Below are 17,848 nucleotides of genomic sequence, written 5' to 3' on the forward strand. Positions count from 1 at the left end.
CTCCTTGGCCCTCCGGTACGGGGTCCGTGCCGGTGAGCCCCCTCATTGGGGTCGCGATGCCGGGTCTACCGGCCGCCGCCCGAGGGCGTCGGCTTTCTTCCGGCGGCTCCGGGGTGATCTTCACGACGCGCCGGCCCCCGGGCTCACACCGTCCCCGGGTCGCTCATGGCTGCGTACGCCGCTACTCGTCCCCATCCACGCTTCTCGCTGCCGCCCAGTGTACGGCGCCCGGCGAGGGCCGGCCGACCGGTTTTCCGGGACGCCCGGGGCGGGTGGGGGCGGAGGTGACGACTGACCCGAATGGCGACATGCGGGACGGGCGGTTCCTGGCGCGCGCTCACCGGCGGATTACCCGCCAGGGAGTTGGGCACAACGCATGCAGACTCGCCGTGCGGCACCCGTGTGGCGGGCGGATCAGGCGGCGTGCCCCGTTGCCGCGGGCCTGGAGTCGATTTATCGTCCCAGCACGATTCGCGAGCAAGATCACAATATGTGAAGGGGCCGCGGCCATGGTGGCGAAGAAGACCGCCGTACAGCAGTCGGCGTCCGGCAGATCCACCGACGCGGGGGCGGCGTCCGACGCCGAAGGGACGGTGCAGGGGGAGAAGGCAGCGGCGGGGAAGAAGGCGGTGGGGAAGAAGGCCGCCGTCAAGAAGGCGGTGGCCAAGAAGGTCGCCGCGAAGAAAGCGGTGGCGAAGAAGGCGGTGATGGGGGAGCCGGTGAGAGCGGCCGCGGGCGAGCACGCCGCCGCCGGGCATGAGGCGGCTCCTACGAAGAAGGCCCCCGCGAAGAAGGCCCCCGCGAAGAAGGCCCCTGCGAAGAAGGCTCTGGCGAAGAAGGCTCCGGGCCCGGTCAAGAAGACCGCCGCCGCGGAAACCGCGGCCGAGGAGGCTCAGGAGGCGGGGACCGAGGCGGACTCTGAGAGCGCTGCCAAGGAGCACTCGACGGCGAGAAGCGCCGCCAAGAAGAGTGCGGCCAAGAAAACCACGGCCAAGAAAACCGCGGCCGGGCGGAGCACGGACAACGGAACGGCCGCGTCCGCGGCCGAGGATGCGGCTGAGGCCGCGGAGACGACGGGAGCCACGACGGTGGTTGCGAAGAAGACTCCGGGCACGGCGACAGCGGCCGAGCAGCCCACGGCGGTGCCGAAGGCACGGGCCGCCGCGGCGGAGCCCGGCGAGCTCGCGGTACGGCCGGGCGAGGACCCCTGGACTCCGGAGGAGGTCGCCGAGGCCCGCACGGAGCTCCAGAGCGAGGCGCTGCGCCTGGGCAGCGAGATCACGGCCTCCGAGGACGCCCTGGCGGGGCTGATGAGGGACTCCGGTGACGGGGCGGGCGACGACGAGGCGGACACCGGCACGAAGAACATCACGAGGGAACACGAGATGTCCCTGGCCGCCAACGCGCGCGAGATGCTCGAACAGACCGAGCGCGCCCTGGAGCGCCTCGACGCGGGGACGTACGGCCTCTGCGAGAACTGCGGCAATCCCATCGGCAAGGCGCGGATGCAGGCCTTCCCGCGCGCGACGCTGTGCGTGGAGTGCAAGCAGAAGCAGGAACGGCGCTACTGAGCGCGGCCTGGGCACCGGGGACCGTACGCGTGTGCCGTACCCTCGTCCCCAGTCAGGCACCTAGGTTGAGGGACTCACGTGGCAGAGGCGGAGCGCATCATCGGTACGCCGGACATCCCTGAGGCGGCCGGGGACGAGTCGGAGCAGTCCGGTTCGGACTCCGAGGAGACGGCGTCGGGCGGTCAGGACGGGCAGCGGACCGAGGGCAGGGGCAAGCGCAAGATCGCCGTGCTGTTCGCGGTGGCCGTCGTCGCGTACGCCCTGGACCTGGTCAGCAAGATGATCGTGGTGGCGAAGCTCGAGCACCACGAGCCGATCGAGCTGGTCGGCGAGTGGCTCCGCCTCTCCGCCATCCGGAACGCGGGCGCCGCGTTCGGCTTCGGCGAGGCCTTCACCGTGATCTTCACCTGCATCGCCGCGGCGGTCATCGTGGTGATCGCCCGGCTCGCCCGCAAGCTGTACAGCCTGCCGTGGGCGATCGCGCTCGGCCTGCTGCTCGGCGGCGCGCTCGGCAACCTCACCGACCGCCTCTTCCGCTCGCCCGGCGTCTTCGAGGGCGCGGTCGTCGACTTCATCGCTCCGAAGGGCTTCGCGGTCTTCAACCTCGCGGACTCGGCGATCGTCTGCGGCGGCATCCTGATCGTGCTGCTGTCCTTCCGCGGCCTCGACCCGGACGGCACCGTCCACAAGGACTGAGGCCCCGCGGAAGCCCCCCGGGGGTGCCCTGTGGTGCGGGAGTGTCGGTGCGCTCCTGCATACTCAATGGGTGAGCACGATTCCCGAGATCCGTACCCTGCCCGTGCCGGACGGCCTTGAGGGCGAGCGCGTCGACGCCGCCATCTCGCGCATGTTCGGGTTCTCCCGTACGAAGGCCGCCGAGCTCGCCGCGGCGGGGAAGGTCTCGGTCGACGGCTCGGTGGTCGGCAAGTCCGAGCGGGTGCACGGCGGCGCCTGGCTGGAAGTGGAGATGCCGCAGGCGCCCGCTCCGGTGCAGATCGTCGCCGAGCCCGTCGAGGGCATGGAGATCGTGCACGACGACGACGACATCGTCGTGATCGTGAAGCCGGTCGGCGTGGCCGCGCACCCGAGCCCCGGCTGGACCGGGACGACCGTGATCGGCGGCCTCGCCGCCGCGGGGTACCGCATCTCCACCTCCGGTGCCGCCGAGCGCCAGGGCATCGTGCACCGCCTCGACGTGGGCACGTCCGGCCTGATGGTGGTCGCCAAGTCGGAGCGCGCGTACACCTCGCTGAAGCGCCAGTTCAAGGAGCGCACGGTCGACAAGCGCTACAACGCGCTGGTGCAGGGCCACCCCGACCCGATGAGCGGCACCATCGACGCCCCCATCGGCCGGCACCCGAACCACGACTACAAGTGGGCGGTCACCGCCGAGGGCAAGCCCTCCGTGACGCACTACGACCTGATCGAGGCGTTCCGCGCCGCATCCCTGCTCGACATCAAGCTGGAGACCGGCCGCACGCACCAGATCCGCGTCCACATGTCGGCCCACCGGCACCCCTGCGTGGGCGACCTGACGTACGGCGCGGACCCCACGCTCGGCAAGCGCCTCGGCCTCACGCGTCAGTGGCTGCACGCCGTCCGGCTCGGTTTCGAGCACCCGGGCGACGGCCAGTGGGTGGAGTACGAGAGCGGCTATCCCGACGACCTCCAGCTGGCGCTCGACCGGGTGCGGGCGGAGAGCGCGTGACCGGTGTGACGGTCCGGGTCGCCCGGGACGCGGACGACCTGGAGGCCTGCTTCGCGGTCCGCAAGGACGTCTTCGTGGCCGAGCAGCAGGTCCCCGAAGAGCTGGAGTACGACGCGTACGACGCCGGGGCAGTGCATGTCCTCGCCGTGCGCGAGGACGGCGTCCCGCTGGGCACGGGCCGGCTCCTGACCGGGTCAGCCGCAGCCGCCAAGAACGGCGGCGACGCCAAAGTGGGCGCGCTCGGCAGGCTCGCGGTGACGCGCTCCGCGCGCGGCCTCGGCGTGGGAGCCTCCCTGGTCGCGGCCATCGAGGACGCGGCACGCGCGCGTGGCCTGACAGCGGTGGACCTGCACGCGCAGACACGCGCCCTGGGTTTCTACGAACGCCTCGGGTACGAGGCGTACGGGCCGGAGTTCCCCGACGCGGGCATCCCGCACCGCGCGATGCGCAAGTCGTTGGGCGAGTAGCGTGGCAGGGTTGAGGTCTTGATCGTCCAAGCCTCGACCGCCGGAGGGCACACCCGTGGATCAACTTGCGCTGGTGCTCATCTTGCTGCTCGGTGCTGTGCTCACCGTGCCCCTGGGAGACCGGCTCGGGCTGCCGGCGCCCGTGCTCATGACGCTGGTGGGCATCGGCATGGCTCTGCTGCCGTTCGTGCCCAACGTCGAGATCCCGCCGGACTACATCCTTCCGCTGGTACTCCCGCCGCTCCTCTACGCCTCCGTGCAGCGCACGTCCTGGCGGCAGTTCACGGCCAACATCCGGCCGATCTTCCTGCTCGCCGTGGCACTCGTGTTCGTGACGACGGCGGCCGTCGCCGCGATGGCCAACTCCATCGTGCCGGGGCTGCCGATCGCGGCGGCCGTGGCGCTCGGCGCGCTCGTGGCGCCGCCCGACCCCGTCGCGGCGACCGCGGTCGCCGGGTCGCTCGGGCTGCCGCGCAGGCTCGTGTCGATCCTGGAGGGCGAGGGGCTCTTCAACGACGTCACGGCGATCGTGCTCTACCACGTGGCGATCGCGGCGGCGGTGAGCGGCACCTTCTCCTGGCCGTCGGCCGTGGGTCTCCTGGTGCTTTCGGCCGTGGTCGCGATCGCCGTCGGTCTCGTGCTCGGCTGGCTCACCAACAAGCTCATGGGGCTGCTCGGTGACGCCACCCTGCAGACCGGTCTGACGCTCCTCGTGCCGTTCGTCAGCTACGTCCTCGCCGAGGAGCTGCTCGGCTCCGGCGTGCTCGCCGTCCTCACCACCGCGCTCTACCTCGCCGAGAACGCCGTCGACGCCGACGACGTGCTCGGGCGCATCACCGGGCAGACCTTCTGGCAGATCGTCGACACCCTGGTCACCGGCATCGCCTTCGGACTCATCGGCCTTGAGCTGCACAACGTCTTCGGCATCGCGGACGGCCGCGAGTGGCACATGTTCGGCTGGGGCGCCGCGGTCGTCGCGGTCGTCGTCGGCGTACGGCTGCTGTGGCTGCTGCCCGCGACCTGGCTGGCGAAGCGGCTCCACAAGCGGCGGGACGTCGACGAGGAGATCCCGACCACCTGGCGCGAGACCGTCGTCATGTGGTGGTCGGGGATGCGGGGCGTGGCCTCCGTCGCGCTGGCGCTCGCCATTCCGCTCAAAACGGACGACGGGACCCCGTTCCCGGCCCGCGACGAGATCATCTTCATCGCGTTCTGCGTCATCATGGCGACCCTCGTCGTCCAGGGGCTCACCCTGCCCTGGCTGGTGCGGAAGCTCGGGGTGCGCGCCGACGCCGACGCGGAGCGCGAGCTGGAACGCACGCTCGCACTCCGCGCCGCCAAGGCCGCCAAGCGCCGCCTCAAGGAGATCCAGGAGGTCGAGGAGCTCCCCGACGACGTCAGCGAGCGGCTCCAGAGGGGCGCCCTCGACATCGGCACCAGGATCAGCCCCGACCTGCTCGACGACGAACGGCGCGAGCGGTACGCCAAGCGCGTCGACCGGCTGAAGGCCGTCCAGCGCATCCAGCGCGAGATGATGTCGGCCGCCCGCCACGAAGTGCTCGCCGCGCGCAGCGAGGCCGGCGCCGACCCGGAGGTCGTCGACCGGGTCCTGCACCACCTCGACGTACGCAGCCTGCGCTGAGAGCCTGTCAGCCCGTCATTCCGTTATCGAGGGTCAGCCGCGGCCGGTGCGCGGGGACTTCGGCGCGAGGTGGAGCGGGCGGTGGCCGTTCGGCGACGGCTCCGCGGAGGCCGTGTTGACCCGCGGCAGCGCGTACGGATGGTGCTCGGTGAGCCACTGGATGAGCTGTTCGCGCACCAAGACCCGCACGGTCCAGATGTCGTCCGCGTCCTTCGCGGTGACCAGGGCGCGGACCTGCATGGTGCTCGGCGTCGTGTCCGTGACCGCGAGCCCCCAGTCCCGCCCGTCCCACGCCGCGCAGTCCCGCAGGATGTCCTTGAGCTTCGCGCGCATCTTGTGGACCGGCGCCGAGTGGTCCAGGTGGAAGAAGACCGTGCCGGTCATCTGCGCACCGCCGCGGGACCAGTTCTCGAAGGGCCTCGACGTGAAGTACGACACGGGCATGGTGATCCGGCGCTCGTCCCAGGTGCGGACCGCGAGGAACGTGAGGGTGATCTCCTCCACGGTGCCCCACTCGCCCTCCACCACGACGGTGTCCCCGATGCGCACCATGTCGCCGAAGGCGATCTGCAGGCCCGCGAAGAGGTTGCCGAGGGTGGACTGGGCGGCGACACCGGCGACGATGCCGAGGATGCCGGCCGAGGCCAGCAGCGAGGTGCCGGCGGCCTGCATGGCGGGGAAGGTCAGCAGCATCGCGGCGGTCGCCACCACGGCGACGACCGCGGTGACCACCCGCTGGATGAGTGTCACCTGCGTACGGACCCTGCGGACCCGGGCGGGGTCGCGGTGGATCGTGGCGTATCGCGCGTACGTGGACTCCACTATCGCCGCGGCGATCCGCACCACGAGCCAGGCCGTGGAGCCGATCAGCACGAGGGACAGAATCCGCCCGATGGCCGCTGAGTGGTCCCGGGCGAGCTCGGCCTTGTCGTAGGAGCCTCTCAGCAGGGCGGCGCACAGGACGACGTGGAAGGGGACGCGGCAGCGGCGCAGCAGACCCCACAGAGGGGTCTCGTGGTGCCGTTCGTCGGCCCGGCGCATAGCGAAGTCGACCAGCCAGCCGACCACCACTGTGAGCACGACCGAGCCGCCGATCACGATCAACGGGCGCAGTACGTTCTCCATGCCTCCGAGAGTAGGGGCACGTGGTGCCTCCGAGGGGAGGGGGCCCCGGAGGATGGCACGATGGCTCCATGAACATCGTGCTTTTCCATTCGACGTACGGTCTGCGGCCCGCGGTGCACGCGGCCGCGGACCGGCTGCGTGCCGCCGGGCACGAGGTGTGGACCCCGGACCTCTTCGAGGGCCGCGTCTTCGACGACGTCGAGGCAGGAAGGGCCTTCCAGAGCGAGCTCGGCAAGGACGAGCTCCTGAAGCGGGCGATCCTCGCCGCCGCGCCCTACTCGGAGCGGGGGCTCGTGTACGCGGGCTTCGCGCTCGGCGCCGCGACCGCGCAGACCCTCGCCCTGGGCGACGAGAAGGCACGCGGCCTGCTGCTCCTGCACGGTACGTCCGACCTCGCGGAGAACGCGTCAGTGGACGAGCTGCCCGTACAGCTGCACGTCGCCGAACCCGACCCGTTCGAGTCCGACGACTGGCTGAGCGCCTGGTACCTCAGGATGGGCCGGGCCGGCGCCGACGTGGAGATCTACCGCTACGCGGGCGCCGGGCACCTCTACACCGACCCGGACCTCGACGACTACGACGCGCAGGCCACGGAGGCGACGTGGCGCACGGCGCTCGGCTTCCTGGAGACGCTCTAGTCGCCGAAACTGCTGCGAAACCGCTCCGGCACCGCTCCTGACGGTCAGCGCACCGGCGCGTGCACGCGCTCGACCTTCTGCGTGCCGCTGAGCGTGCGGTACGAACGGGCCCAGGACGAGGTGGCCGCCGGGTCGGTCCGGTCCGAGACGACGTAGTAGTCCATCTGCGAACGCTCGGCGGTGACGTCGAGGACCCCGTAGCCGTGCGAGTCCATGTCCAGCCACTTCACGTGGCGGTTGGCGGCCTTGATGGCGCTCGCGGCCACGAGGGAGACCGTGTGCGGGGCGACGTGGAGCATGTCGTCGATGTTGTCGGAGCTCACGGACGTGACCACGAACTCGGTGGCCGCGGAGGGTGAGAGCGGGTACGTGGCCGCCCTGACCGGCACGTCGTTGGCCCACGCCATGTGGATGTCACCGGTCAGGAAGACGGTGTTCCGGATCTTCCGGTCGCGCAGGTGGGCGATGAGCTCCTTGCGGTCGTCCGTGTAGCCGTCCCACTGGTCGGCGTTGATGGCCAGCCCCTCCTTGGGCAGGCCGAGCAGCTCCGCGAGCGGCTCCAGGAGATGCGCGGGCAGGGAACCGAAGGCGACCGGCGAGATCATCACCGAGGTGCCGACCAGCTTCCAGGCGGCGTCCGAGGAGGCGAGGCCCGACTTCAGCCAGTCGAGCTGCGCGCGGCCCGTGAGCGTGCGGTCCGGGTCGTCCACCTCGCCGCTGCCGAAGCCCGCCTGCTCGGAGCGGAAGGACCGCAGGTCGAGCAGGTGCAGATCGGCGAGCCTGCCGAAGCGGACGCGGCGGTAGACGGTGCCCTCGGTGGAGGGACGTACGGGCATCCACTCGAAGTAGGCCTGCTTGGCCGCCGTCACGCGCTCCGCCCAGCTGCCCTCGCCGCCGGGGGTGTGGTTCACCGCGCCGCCCGACCAGGCGTTGTCGGCGAACTCGTGGTCGTCCCATATCGCGATGACCGGGTGCGCGGCGTGCATGGCCTGCGCGTCGGGGTCGGTCTTGTGGACGCCGTGCCGGGCGCGGTAGTCGGCGAGGGTCCTGATCTCGTGCTTCGGCTCGTGCGGACGTACGACGTACTCGGCGGTCGGGTACTCGCCGCTCTGGTACTCGTAGATGTAGTCCCCGAGGTGGAGGACCGCGTCGAGCTCCGTGCGGGCCGCGAGATGGCGGTACGCGGAGAAGTGGCCCGCCTCCCAGTTGGCGCAGGACACCACGCCGAACCGGACGCCGTGCGCGGACGCGTCGTGGGCGGGGGTGGTGCGGGTGCGGCCGATGGGGGAGTGCACCGGGGAGCCGTCCCCGGCGGGCGTCACGGAGAAGCGGAAGTAATACGTGGTCGCCTGGCGCAAGCCCCTTACATCGGCCTTGACCGTGTGGTCGGACGCGGCCCGCGCGGTGGTACTGCCCCGGCCGACGACCCGGGTGAAGCCCTTGTCCTCGGCGACCTCCCAACTCACCTCGGTGTCGGGGCCCTTGCCGGAACCCGGCGCGGCGTCCGCCGTGGGGGTCACGCGGGTCCAGAGCAGGACGCCGTCGGGGAGCGGGTCTCCCGAGGCGACCCCGTGGTGGAATGCGGGTCTCTCGGCGGCGTGCGCGGGTATGGAGGCGAGCGGTGCGGCGAGCGCGGCGCCGGCGGCCGCGGCCTTGACGACGGTACGGCGGCTCGGGGCCGGGGAGTTGGGCCTGGGGGAGGAGGAGTCGGGCCCGGGGGCCGGGGAGTTGAGCGACGGCTGAAGATCGTTTCGACTGGTCACGGACGATTACGATACTGATCGGTAATCGCCAAAGGGGGGCGAACTCATCACGTTCACCCCCCTCTTGAAGACTGTTCAGTTCGCTACTTGGTGACGCCCGCCTTCTTCAGGGCGGCCTTCCAGGCGTCCGCGGTCTTCGGCGTCTCGACCACCTTGTCGTTGATCTTGATGGTCGGGGTGGACTCCACGCCCTTGGCCGACTGGAAGGAGTCGCTCATCTTGAGGGCCCAGGGGTCGAAGGTCCCCTTCTCGACAGCGCTCTTGAACTTCTTGTTGTCCTTGAGGGTGTCCACGCTGTTCGCCACCTTCAGCAGGTACTCGTCCTTCGCGAAGTCGTCCGTGGACTCCGAAGGGTGGTACTTCGTCGAGAACAGCGCGGTCTTGTACTCCAGGAACGCTTCGGGGCTGACGTTCAGCGCGGCGCCCAGCGCGCTCAGGGCGTTCTTCGAGCCCGTGCCCGAGAGGTTGTTGTCGAGGAACGTGCCGATGGTGAAGTTCAGCTTGTAGTCGCCGTCCTTCATGCCCTTGTCGATCGCGGAGCCGATGGACTGCTCCATGGCCGCGCAACCGGGGCAGCGCGGGTCCTCGTACAGGTGGACCGTGTTCTTCGTGGCGGACTTGCCGATCGTGACCGTGGTGCCGTCCTCGCCCGAGGTGTTCGCGGGCTTGACGACCTTCTTGTCCTTGGCCTCTTCCCAGTATCCGGGCTTGTTGGTCTGCATGACGGCGTAGCCCACGCCGCCGGCGAGTGCGAGGACGGCGACGATCGAGACACCGACGATGGCCGCCCGCTTCTGCTTCTCCCGCTTGCGCTCGGCTTCCTGCTGGGCGCGGATACGCTCACGGGCGGCGGACTTGGCGGCCTGGCTGTTGCGCTTGCTCATGATCTTTTTCTCCGTGTGGGTGTACTGCGTGGGGTGCTGTGCTCAGACGACGACGGCCGAGCAAGGCGGTCCACGCCGCCCCACGAAGTGCACGAGCAGCCGCGTGCGCGCCGCCCGCACCCGGCGCGCGGGACGCGGCAGGCGGCGTACGGGCATGCGGGAGGTGGTGACCGCGGCGACCGCGATCAGCAGGGGCCGGAACGTCGCGGCGGCGACGGCGCGCAGCAGCTGGGCGAGTGCCCGCTCACCGCGCCGCAGCCAGGCCGCGGCGAGAAGGCCCACGCCGACGTGTGCCCCGAGCAGCAGCCAGGCGGCGGCCGGGTCCACGTCGGCGAGCAGGGCCGCGGGGCCGTGCCCCTCGGCGGTCATGCGGGCCAGCGGGGAACCGACGGGCGCCCCGCCGCACAGCACGTCGAAGCCGACGGAGCGCAGCGGGCCCGCGACCGGGCCGCCCGCCTCGCCGTAACAGACGTGCTGGCCCGCGGTGAACACCGTGTCGGCGGCCAGCTCCAGGGGGATCAGCAGGGACGCGATCCGCCCGAACCCCCGCTCGTGGCCCGCCAGCGCGTACGCGATGACGAAGACGGCGGCGGCGATCGCCGCGACGGTGGTCAGCGGCAGGGGGACGCGGGACAGCAGGACATGCGACGCGGCGGAGAGCGTCACGACGAGTGCCGTGAAGAGTGCCGCGCGCACGACTCTGAACTGGGTCCCGGATATGTCCATCGCGGAGGAGTGTGCCATGTGTTCCTGTGCGGGACGCCTACAGGCCCGGGATGCGGCCGTTGCGGAACAGGTCGACGAAGATCTGGTGGTCCGCCCTGGCGCGTGCGCCGTAGCTGTGCGCGAAGTCGACGAGCAGGTCCCCGAAGCCGTCCTCGTCCGCCGCGATCGCGGCGTCGATGGCGCGCTCCGTGGAGAACGGCACCAGGTCCGAGTGCCCGCTCTCGTCGTCCGCCGCCGCGTGCATCGTGGCCGTGGCGCGGCCCAGGTCGGCGACGACCGAGGCGATCTCCTCCAGGTCGTCGATGTCCGACCAGTCCAGATCGACCGCGTACGGCGACACCTCGGCGACGAGCTGGCCGGAGCCGTCCAGCTCGGTCCAGCCCAGCCACGGGTCGGCGTGCGCCTGGAGGGCGCGCTGCGAGATGACCGTGCGGTGTCCCTCGTGCTGGAAGTACCCGCGGACCGCCGGGTCCGTGATGTGGCGGGAGACCGCGGGGGTCTGCGCCTGCTTGAGGTAGATCACGACGTCGTTCTCCAGGGCGTCGCTGTTGCCCTCCAGGAGGATGTTGTACGAGGGCAGGCCGGCGGACCCTATGCCGATGCCGCGGCGGCCGACGACGTCCTTCACGCGGTACGAGTCGGGGCGGGTCAGCGAGGACTCCGGGAGCGTCTCCAGATAGCCGTCGAACGCGGCGAGGACCTTGTACCGCGTGGCGGCGTCGAGCTCGATGGACCCGCCGCCCGGCGCGAAGCGGCGCTCGAAGTCACGGATCTCCGTCATGGAGTCGAGCAGCCCGAAGCGGGTCAGGGAGCGGGCGTCGCGCAGCGCGTCCAGGAGGGGGCCCTGGGCGGTGTCCAGCGTGAAGGGCGGCACCTCGTCGCTCTTGGCGCCTGTCGCCAGGTCGTGGATCCGCTCGCGGTACGCCGCTGCGTAGATCCGCACCAGGTCGGTGATCTGCTCGTCGCCGAGCGCCTTCGTGTACCCGATCAGGGCCACGGAGGCGGCGAAGCGCTTCAGGTCCCAGGTGAAGGGGCCGACGTACGCCTCGTCGAAGTCGTTCACGTTGAAGATCAGGCGGCCCTGGGAGTCCATGTACGTGCCGAAGTTCTCCGCGTGGAGGTCACCGTGGATCCAGACCCGGCCCGTGCGGTCGTCCAGGTAGGGCCCGCCGTGCTGCTCTCGCTCCAGGTCGGCGTAGAAGAGGCAGGCCGTGCCGCGGTAGAACGCGAAGGCGGAGGAGGCCATCTTCCGGAACTTCACCCGGAACGCTGCGGGGTCCGCGGCGAGCAGCTCGCCGAACGCGGTGTCGAAGACGGCGAGGATCTGCTCGCCGCGCTGCTCAGCAGTGGGCTGCGGGACCGACATCGCTGGGTGCCTCCTGGTGCGGGGGTGGTGCGTGACACGGGGGCGGACGCTCCGCCCCCCGGGAACAGGGGGATTTTCCGCCCCCTCGGGACAGATGTTCCGCCCCTTCCAACGCTCGACCGTACTCCCGAGTGCCCGCCGACTGTCAGCGCCCCGGATTAGACTTCCACGCTGTCCCCTCCAGACTGCCCGCAGCCTGTCGCCCCTCGTTCGCCGGAGGCCTTCCACCGTGACCAAGCCGCCCTTCACGCACCTGCACGTCCATACGCAGTACTCGCTTCTGGATGGTGCCGCGCGGCTCAAGGACATGTTCGACGCGGCCAATGAGATGGGCATGACGCATATCGCCATGTCCGACCACGGCAACCTGCACGGTGCGTACGACTTCTTCCACTCGGCGCAGAAGGCGGGTGTGACGCCGATCATCGGGATCGAGGCGTACGTGGCGCCGGAGTCACGCCGCAACAAGCGGAAGATCCAGTGGGGCCAGCCGCACCAGAAGCGCGACGACGTGTCCGGTTCGGGTGGTTACACGCACAAAACGATCTGGGCGGCGAACAAGACGGGCCTGCACAACCTCTTCCGGCTCTCCTCGGACGCCTACGCGGAGGGCTGGCTGCAGAAGTGGCCCCGCATGGACAAGGAGACCATCTCCCAGTGGTCGGAGGGGCTTATCGCCTCCACCGGCTGCCCCTCCGGCGAGCTGCAGACGCGGCTGCGGCTCGGCCAGTTCGACGAGGCGGTGCAGGCGGCCTCGGACTACCAGGACATCTTCGGCAAGGACCGGTATTTCCTGGAGCTGATGGACCACGGCATCGACATCGAGCGCCGGGTCCGTGACGATCTGCTCCGGGTCGGCAAGAAGCTCGGCATCCCGCCCCTGGTGACGAACGACTCGCACTACACGTACGCGCACGAGTCCGTGGCGCACGACGCCCTGCTGTGCATCCAGACCGGCAAGAACCTCTCGGACCCGGACCGCTTCCGCTTCGACGGCACGGGCTACTACCTGAAGTCCACGGACGAGATGTACGCCATCGACTCCTCGGAGGCGTGGCAGGAGGGCTGCCGCAACACCCTCCTGGTGGCCGAGCAGATCGACACCACGGGCATGTTCGAGAAGCGCGACCTGATGCCGAAGTTCGACATCCCGGAGGGCTTCACCGAGGTCACCTGGTTCCAGGAGGAGGTCCGGCGCGGCATGGAGCGCCGCTATCCGGGAGGTGTCCCCGAGGACCGGCAGCAGCAGGCCCAGTACGAGATGGACATCATCATCCAGATGGGCTTCCCCGGGTACTTCCTCGTGGTCGCCGACTTCATCATGTGGGCCAAGAACAACGGCATCGCGGTCGGCCCCGGCCGAGGCTCCGCGGCAGGTTCGATCGTCGCGTACGCGATGGGCATCACCGACCTCGACCCGATCACGCACGGACTGATCTTCGAGCGGTTCCTCAACCCCGAGCGCGTCTCCATGCCCGATGTCGACATCGACTTCGACGAGCGCAGGCGCGTCGAAGTGATCAGGTACGTGACGGAGAAGTACGGCGCCGACAAGGTCGCCATGATCGGCACGTACGGAAAGATCAAGGCGAAGAACGCCATCAAGGACTCCGCGCGCGTGCTCGGATATCCGTACGCGATGGGCGACCGCCTCACCAAGGCGATGCCCGCCGACGTCCTCGGCAAGGGCATCGACCTCTCCGGCATCACCGACCCCAAGCACCCGCGCTACAGCGAAGCGGGCGAGATCCGGGGGATGTACGAGAACGAGCCGGACGTGAAGAAGGTCATCGACACCGCGAAGGGTGTGGAAGGTCTGGTCCGGCAGATGGGTGTGCACGCGGCCGGCGTGATCATGTCCAGTGAGCCGATCGTCGACCACGCCCCGCTCTGGACGCGGCACACCGACGGCGTGACCATCACGCAGTGGGACTACCCCCAGTGCGAGTCGCTCGGCCTGCTCAAGATGGACTTCCTGGGCCTGCGCAACCTCACCATCATGGACGACGCCGTCAAGATGGTGCGGGCGGGCAAGGGCATCGACCTGGAGATGCTCTCCCTCCCGCTGGACGACCCGAAGACGTTCGAACTGCTCTGCCGCGGTGACACGCTCGGCGTCTTCCAGTTCGACGGCGGTCCGATGCGCTCGCTGCTGCGCCAGATGCAGCCCGACAACTTCGAGGACATTTCCGCCGTCTCGGCCCTGTACCGGCCGGGCCCGATGGGCATGAACTCGCACACGAACTACGCCGAGCGCAAGAACGGCCGCCAGGAGATCACGCCGATCCACCCGGAGCTCGAAGAGCCCCTGAAGGAGACGCTCGGCCTCACCTACGGCCTCATCGTGTACCAGGAGCAGGTGCAGAAGGCCGCCCAGATCGTCGCCGGCTACTCGCTCGGCGAAGCCGACATCCTGCGCCGCGTGATGGGCAAGAAGAAGCCCGAGGAGCTGGAGAAGAACTTCGTCCTCTTCCAGGCGGGCGCCCGGAAGAACGGGTACTCGGACGAGGCGATCCAGGCCCTGTGGGACGTCCTGGTCCCCTTCGCCGGATACGCGTTCAACAAGGCGCACTCCTCCGCGTACGGCCTGGTCACCTACTGGACCGCCTACCTGAAGGCGAACTACCCGGCCGAGTACATGGCCGCGCTGCTCACCTCGGTCAAGGACGACAAGGACAAGTCGGCCGTCTATCTGAACGAGTGCCGGCGCATGGGCATCAAGGTCCTCCCGCCGAACGTGAACGAGTCGGTGCACAACTTCGCCGCCCAGGGCGACGACGTGATCCTCTTCGGCCTGGAGGCCGTCCGCAACGTCGGTACGAACGTGGTCGAGTCGATCATCCGGTCGCGGAAGGCGAAGGGGAAGTTCACCTCCTTCCCGGACTACCTGGACAAGGTCGAGGCCACCGCCTGCAACAAGCGCACCACGGAGTCGCTGATCAAGGCGGGCGCGTTCGACACGATGGGGCACACCCGCAAGGGCCTCACCGCGCAGTACGAGCCGATGATCGACAACGTGGTCGCGGTCAAGCGCAAGGAGGCCGAGGGGCAGTTCGACCTCTTCGGAGGGATGGGGGAGGAGTCCGGCGGCGACGAGCCGGGCTTCGGGCTCGACGTGGAGTTCTCCGAGGACGAGTGGGAGAAGACGTACCTGCTCGCCCAGGAGCGGGAGATGCTCGGTCTGTACGTGTCCGACCACCCGCTCTTCGGCCTGGAGCACGTGCTCTCCGACAAGGCGGACGCGGGCATCGGGCAGCTCACCGGCGGTGACTTCTCCGACGGCTCTGTCGTCACCATCGGCGGCATCATCTCGGGCCTGCAGCGCAAGATGACCAAGCAGGGCAACGCCTGGGCCATCGCCACCGTGGAGGACCTCGCGGGCTCCATCGAGTGCATGTTCTTCCCGGCGACGTACCAGCTGGTGTCGACCCAACTGGTCGAGGACGCCGTGGTGTTCGTCAAGGGACGCCTCGACAAGCGCGAGGACGTGCCCCGGCTCGTCGCCATGGAGATGCAGGTCCCCGACCTGTCGAACGCGGGCACCAACGCGCCCGTGATCATCACCATTCCGACGGTCAAGGTGAGCCCGCCGATGATCACGCGCCTCGGGGAGGTGCTCAGCCATCACCGCGGCAACAGCGAGGTGCGGATCAAGCTCCAGGGGGCGCAGAAGACCACTGTGCTGCGCCTCGACCGGCATCGCGTGAAGCCGGACCCGGCCCTCTTCGGCGACCTGAAGGTGCTGCTCGGCCCGTCCTGCCTGGCCGGCTGACCGTACTTATCCAAACCGGACATCCCGGGGAGTAAGATGCATAGTGCATCTAGTTCTTCTCGCGTGTGAGGGTTGAGTGCCGTGAATGGTGCCGCTGTCGACAAGGCCGTATTTCTGATGCGTGAGACGCACCAGTCCCCGGAGGCGACGCGCCGGGCGCTGGCCGCCTACTTCCCGCGGATGGAGTTCCTCGACCGCGTGCGGCACGTGCGCGCCGCGTACGCGGTCCTCCAGGGCGGCCGCAAGGTGGCGCGGCCGCGCCTGTCCGAGCTGGAGAGGCCGAGCTCGTTCATGGTCGCCCACGAGCGGCACGGCTTCACCGACTGACCCTGACCGGAAAGGCCGGACCGGGCCGGACCGGGCCGGAGCGGAACGGCATGAGGGGCGCACCCGAACCGGGTGCGCCCCTCATGTGTGCCTGGATGTGTGTCAGTTGTGGCCGAAGCGACGCTGGTGCTTACGGGCAACATCAGCAGGGTTGCCCTGGGCCTGCGACTGCATCGTCGACTGGGCCTCAGAGGCGGCCGACTTGGCCTGCTCCTGCGCCTGCTCGGCCTGCGAGGCGCGGTTCTGATCGCCGCCCTGCTTACGGTTCTTGTTCTTGGCCATGGTGATCTTCCTCCTGAAGGGGATCTGGGGGCCAGACGCGTTCAGATTCACATATGGCGACAAAGAGCGCATTTCAGAGAATTACCGTGCGTAATAAGGCCTGTGGGCGGGCGATCCGCGGATGCGCCACGCCGAAGATCGAGTTCCGGCCGTTAACCTCCGCCGGGTCGGGCAGACTCGAAGGAAACCCGACGCGGACCCGCACCCCTGATTCGTTGTCCTTCCAGGGTGTCTTCGTGGGACTTCGAGGGAACGTCCAGAGACCTCCGGGCAGGGAAAGAGGGTGGACCGCGTGGATCGCTGCATCGTCCTGGTGGACGCCGGGTATTTGCTGGGCGCGGCCGCGAGCCTCCTCGCGGGCGAACCGTCCAGGTCCCGGATCACCGTCGATCACACAGCCCTGATCCAGGGCCTTCGCGAGCGCGCGGAGTCGGACACCGAGCGCCCCCTGCTGCGCATCTACTGGTTCGACGGCGCCCCCGACCGCGTCCCGCAGCCCGAGCACCGGCGCCTGCGCGTCATGCCCCGCGTGACGGTCCGGCTGGGCGCTCTGACCCGCAGCGACGGACGGTGGGCGCAGAAGGGCGTCGACGCCGCGATGCACGCCGAGCTGACCGAGCTGGCCCGCAACCGCGCCTGCTCCGACGTCGTGCTCGTCACCGGCGACGGCGACCTGCTGCCCGGCATGATGGCCGCCAAGGAGCACGGCGTCGCCGTCCACCTGTGGGCCGTGCAGGCCGCCGACGGCGACTACAACCAGTCCGAGGACCTCGTCGCCGAGGCCGACGAGCGGCGCGTCCTCGACCGGGCCTGGATCACCAAGGCCGTACGCCCCAAGGAGCTCACCGGCACCTGCGCGCCCCCGCCCGCGCCGCGCCCCGAGATCGCCGCGATCCTCTCGGCGCCGCTCCCGGAGTCCGCGCTCGCCGCCGCCGCGCAGCACGCCGAGGAGGAGGCCCCCGCCCGGCACGCCGAACCCGCGGCCAACGGCCGGCAGGCCGACGAGCACCGCATGCCGGCGGGCAAGGGCGTCCCCACCCCCAAGGACCTCGCCGCGCTGCGCGGCCCCGGCACCCAGCCCGTGCAGCACCCCACGAACGCGACGCTGCGCTGGTCCTCCGACAAGGGCTGGGTCGAGCGCCCCGGCGGCGCGGCCGAGAGCGCCGAGGCGGCCGCCCTGCCCACCCTCGCCCAGCTGACGACGGCCGAGCAGCGCTGGGCCGACCGCGAGGAGGACATCACCACCGTCGGCGGCGACCCCTTCGAGGTCGGTCAGGTGTTCGCGCGGCGCTGGATGGCGCGGCTCCCGGAACAGCACAACCTCCAGAAGCTGTCGACGATGTACCCCCGCATCCCGCACCGCGTCGACGGAGAGCTCCTGCGCTATGCGGCACGTTTCGGCCTTCTCGCCCACAAGGACGACCAGATCGACGAACACGACCGGTACGCGATCAGGGCGGGCTTCTGGCGGGAGATCGACGTGCGTACGGCCGCCGAGCACGCGCCCGCGGCGGACCGCGCCGGTGACTGAGACGGGGTGTACGACCCGCCCCGGGCGTCGTCCGCCCCCGCCGACC

The 17,848-nt window shown here is 70.0% G+C and carries 15 protein-coding genes; 9 read left to right on the forward strand and 6 right to left on the reverse strand.

The annotated features are described in order from the left end of the window. Nucleotides 1-509: 509 nt before the first annotated feature. From AB0N81_RS07475 to AB0N81_RS07495, 5 genes are all read left to right on the forward strand, one after another. The gene (locus AB0N81_RS07475) at nucleotides 510-1,571 is read left to right on the forward strand and encodes a TraR/DksA family transcriptional regulator (RefSeq protein WP_365356521.1); all 1,062 of its coding nucleotides are present in this window, start codon (nucleotides 510-512) and stop codon (nucleotides 1,569-1,571) included. Between the two features lie 78 nt (nucleotides 1,572-1,649). Next, nucleotides 1,650-2,267 (forward strand): signal peptidase II, encoded by a 618-nt coding sequence (gene lspA / locus AB0N81_RS07480; protein WP_365356522.1) that lies wholly within the window; start codon nucleotides 1,650-1,652, stop codon nucleotides 2,265-2,267. 70 nt (nucleotides 2,268-2,337) lie between these two features. Next, nucleotides 2,338-3,279: an RluA family pseudouridine synthase gene (locus AB0N81_RS07485; RefSeq protein ID WP_365356524.1), complete on the forward strand. Its 942-nt coding sequence runs from the start codon at nucleotides 2,338-2,340 to the stop codon at nucleotides 3,277-3,279. Then, a complete protein-coding gene (locus AB0N81_RS07490) occupies nucleotides 3,276-3,746 on the forward strand; it encodes a GNAT family N-acetyltransferase (protein ID WP_365356526.1) in 471 nt (156 codons plus the stop codon). Before AB0N81_RS07485 ends, AB0N81_RS07490 begins: the two co-directional genes overlap by 4 nt. A gap of 55 nt (nucleotides 3,747-3,801) precedes the next feature. Continuing rightward, nucleotides 3,802-5,388, forward strand: coding sequence for a Na+/H+ antiporter (locus AB0N81_RS07495; protein ID WP_365356527.1), 1,587 nt, complete (start codon nucleotides 3,802-3,804; stop codon nucleotides 5,386-5,388). Between the two features lie 33 nt (nucleotides 5,389-5,421). Here AB0N81_RS07495 and AB0N81_RS07500 read toward each other — a convergent pair whose 3' ends face one another. Continuing rightward, complete coding sequence (locus AB0N81_RS07500; RefSeq protein WP_365356528.1) at nucleotides 5,422-6,513, reverse strand: mechanosensitive ion channel domain-containing protein; 1,092 nt, start codon at nucleotides 6,511-6,513, stop codon at nucleotides 5,422-5,424. A 68-nt stretch (nucleotides 6,514-6,581) separates the two neighbouring features. Between AB0N81_RS07500 and AB0N81_RS07505 the strand changes: the two genes are divergently transcribed. Next, nucleotides 6,582-7,151, forward strand: coding sequence for a dienelactone hydrolase family protein (locus tag AB0N81_RS07505; RefSeq protein ID WP_365356530.1), 570 nt, complete (start codon nucleotides 6,582-6,584; stop codon nucleotides 7,149-7,151). Between the two features lie 44 nt (nucleotides 7,152-7,195). Here the strand turns inward: AB0N81_RS07505 and AB0N81_RS07510 are convergent, their stop codons facing one another. The 4 genes from AB0N81_RS07510 to AB0N81_RS07525 all read right to left on the reverse strand — a co-directional run bounded on the left by AB0N81_RS07510 (nucleotide 7,196) and on the right by AB0N81_RS07525 (nucleotide 11,890). Beyond that, entirely contained in the window at nucleotides 7,196-8,914 is a 1,719-nt protein-coding gene (locus AB0N81_RS07510; protein WP_365356532.1) for an alkaline phosphatase D family protein, read from the reverse strand. An 83-nt stretch (nucleotides 8,915-8,997) separates the two neighbouring features. Next, entirely contained in the window at nucleotides 8,998-9,798 is an 801-nt protein-coding gene (locus tag AB0N81_RS07515) for a DsbA family protein (RefSeq protein WP_365356534.1), read from the reverse strand. A gap of 42 nt (nucleotides 9,799-9,840) precedes the next feature. After that, nucleotides 9,841-10,524, reverse strand: coding sequence for a hypothetical protein (locus AB0N81_RS07520; RefSeq protein ID WP_365356998.1), 684 nt, complete (start codon nucleotides 10,522-10,524; stop codon nucleotides 9,841-9,843). Nucleotides 10,525-10,561: 37 nt separating this feature from the next. Beyond that, on the reverse strand, nucleotides 10,562-11,890 hold the full coding sequence (locus AB0N81_RS07525; protein ID WP_365356535.1) for a DUF2252 domain-containing protein: 1,329 nt from the start codon (nucleotides 11,888-11,890) through the stop codon (nucleotides 10,562-10,564). Nucleotides 11,891-12,119: 229 nt separating this feature from the next. Here AB0N81_RS07525 and dnaE point away from each other — a divergent pair, with 229 nt between their 5' ends. Both dnaE and AB0N81_RS07535 read left to right on the forward strand, forming a co-directional pair. Then, nucleotides 12,120-15,662 (forward strand): DNA polymerase III subunit alpha, encoded by a 3,543-nt coding sequence (dnaE, locus tag AB0N81_RS07530; protein ID WP_365356537.1) that lies wholly within the window; start codon nucleotides 12,120-12,122, stop codon nucleotides 15,660-15,662. 117 nt (nucleotides 15,663-15,779) lie between these two features. Beyond that, complete coding sequence (locus AB0N81_RS07535; RefSeq protein WP_365356539.1) at nucleotides 15,780-15,989, forward strand: hypothetical protein; 210 nt, start codon at nucleotides 15,780-15,782, stop codon at nucleotides 15,987-15,989. 102 nt (nucleotides 15,990-16,091) lie between these two features. Here the strand turns inward: AB0N81_RS07535 and AB0N81_RS07540 are convergent, their stop codons facing one another. Further along, nucleotides 16,092-16,271 carry a hypothetical protein gene (locus AB0N81_RS07540; RefSeq protein ID WP_365356540.1) on the reverse strand — a complete coding sequence of 60 codons (180 nt, stop codon included), beginning with the start codon at nucleotides 16,269-16,271 and terminating at the stop codon, nucleotides 16,092-16,094. 292 nt (nucleotides 16,272-16,563) lie between these two features. Here AB0N81_RS07540 and AB0N81_RS07545 point away from each other — a divergent pair, with 292 nt between their 5' ends. Then, nucleotides 16,564-17,802 (forward strand): NYN domain-containing protein, encoded by a 1,239-nt coding sequence (locus AB0N81_RS07545; protein WP_365356542.1) that lies wholly within the window; start codon nucleotides 16,564-16,566, stop codon nucleotides 17,800-17,802. The last annotated feature ends 46 nt before the right edge of the window (nucleotides 17,803-17,848 follow it).

This window comes from Streptomyces sp. NPDC093510 (assembly GCF_040683555.1).
Lineage (GTDB): Bacteria > Actinomycetota > Actinomycetes > Streptomycetales > Streptomycetaceae > Streptomyces.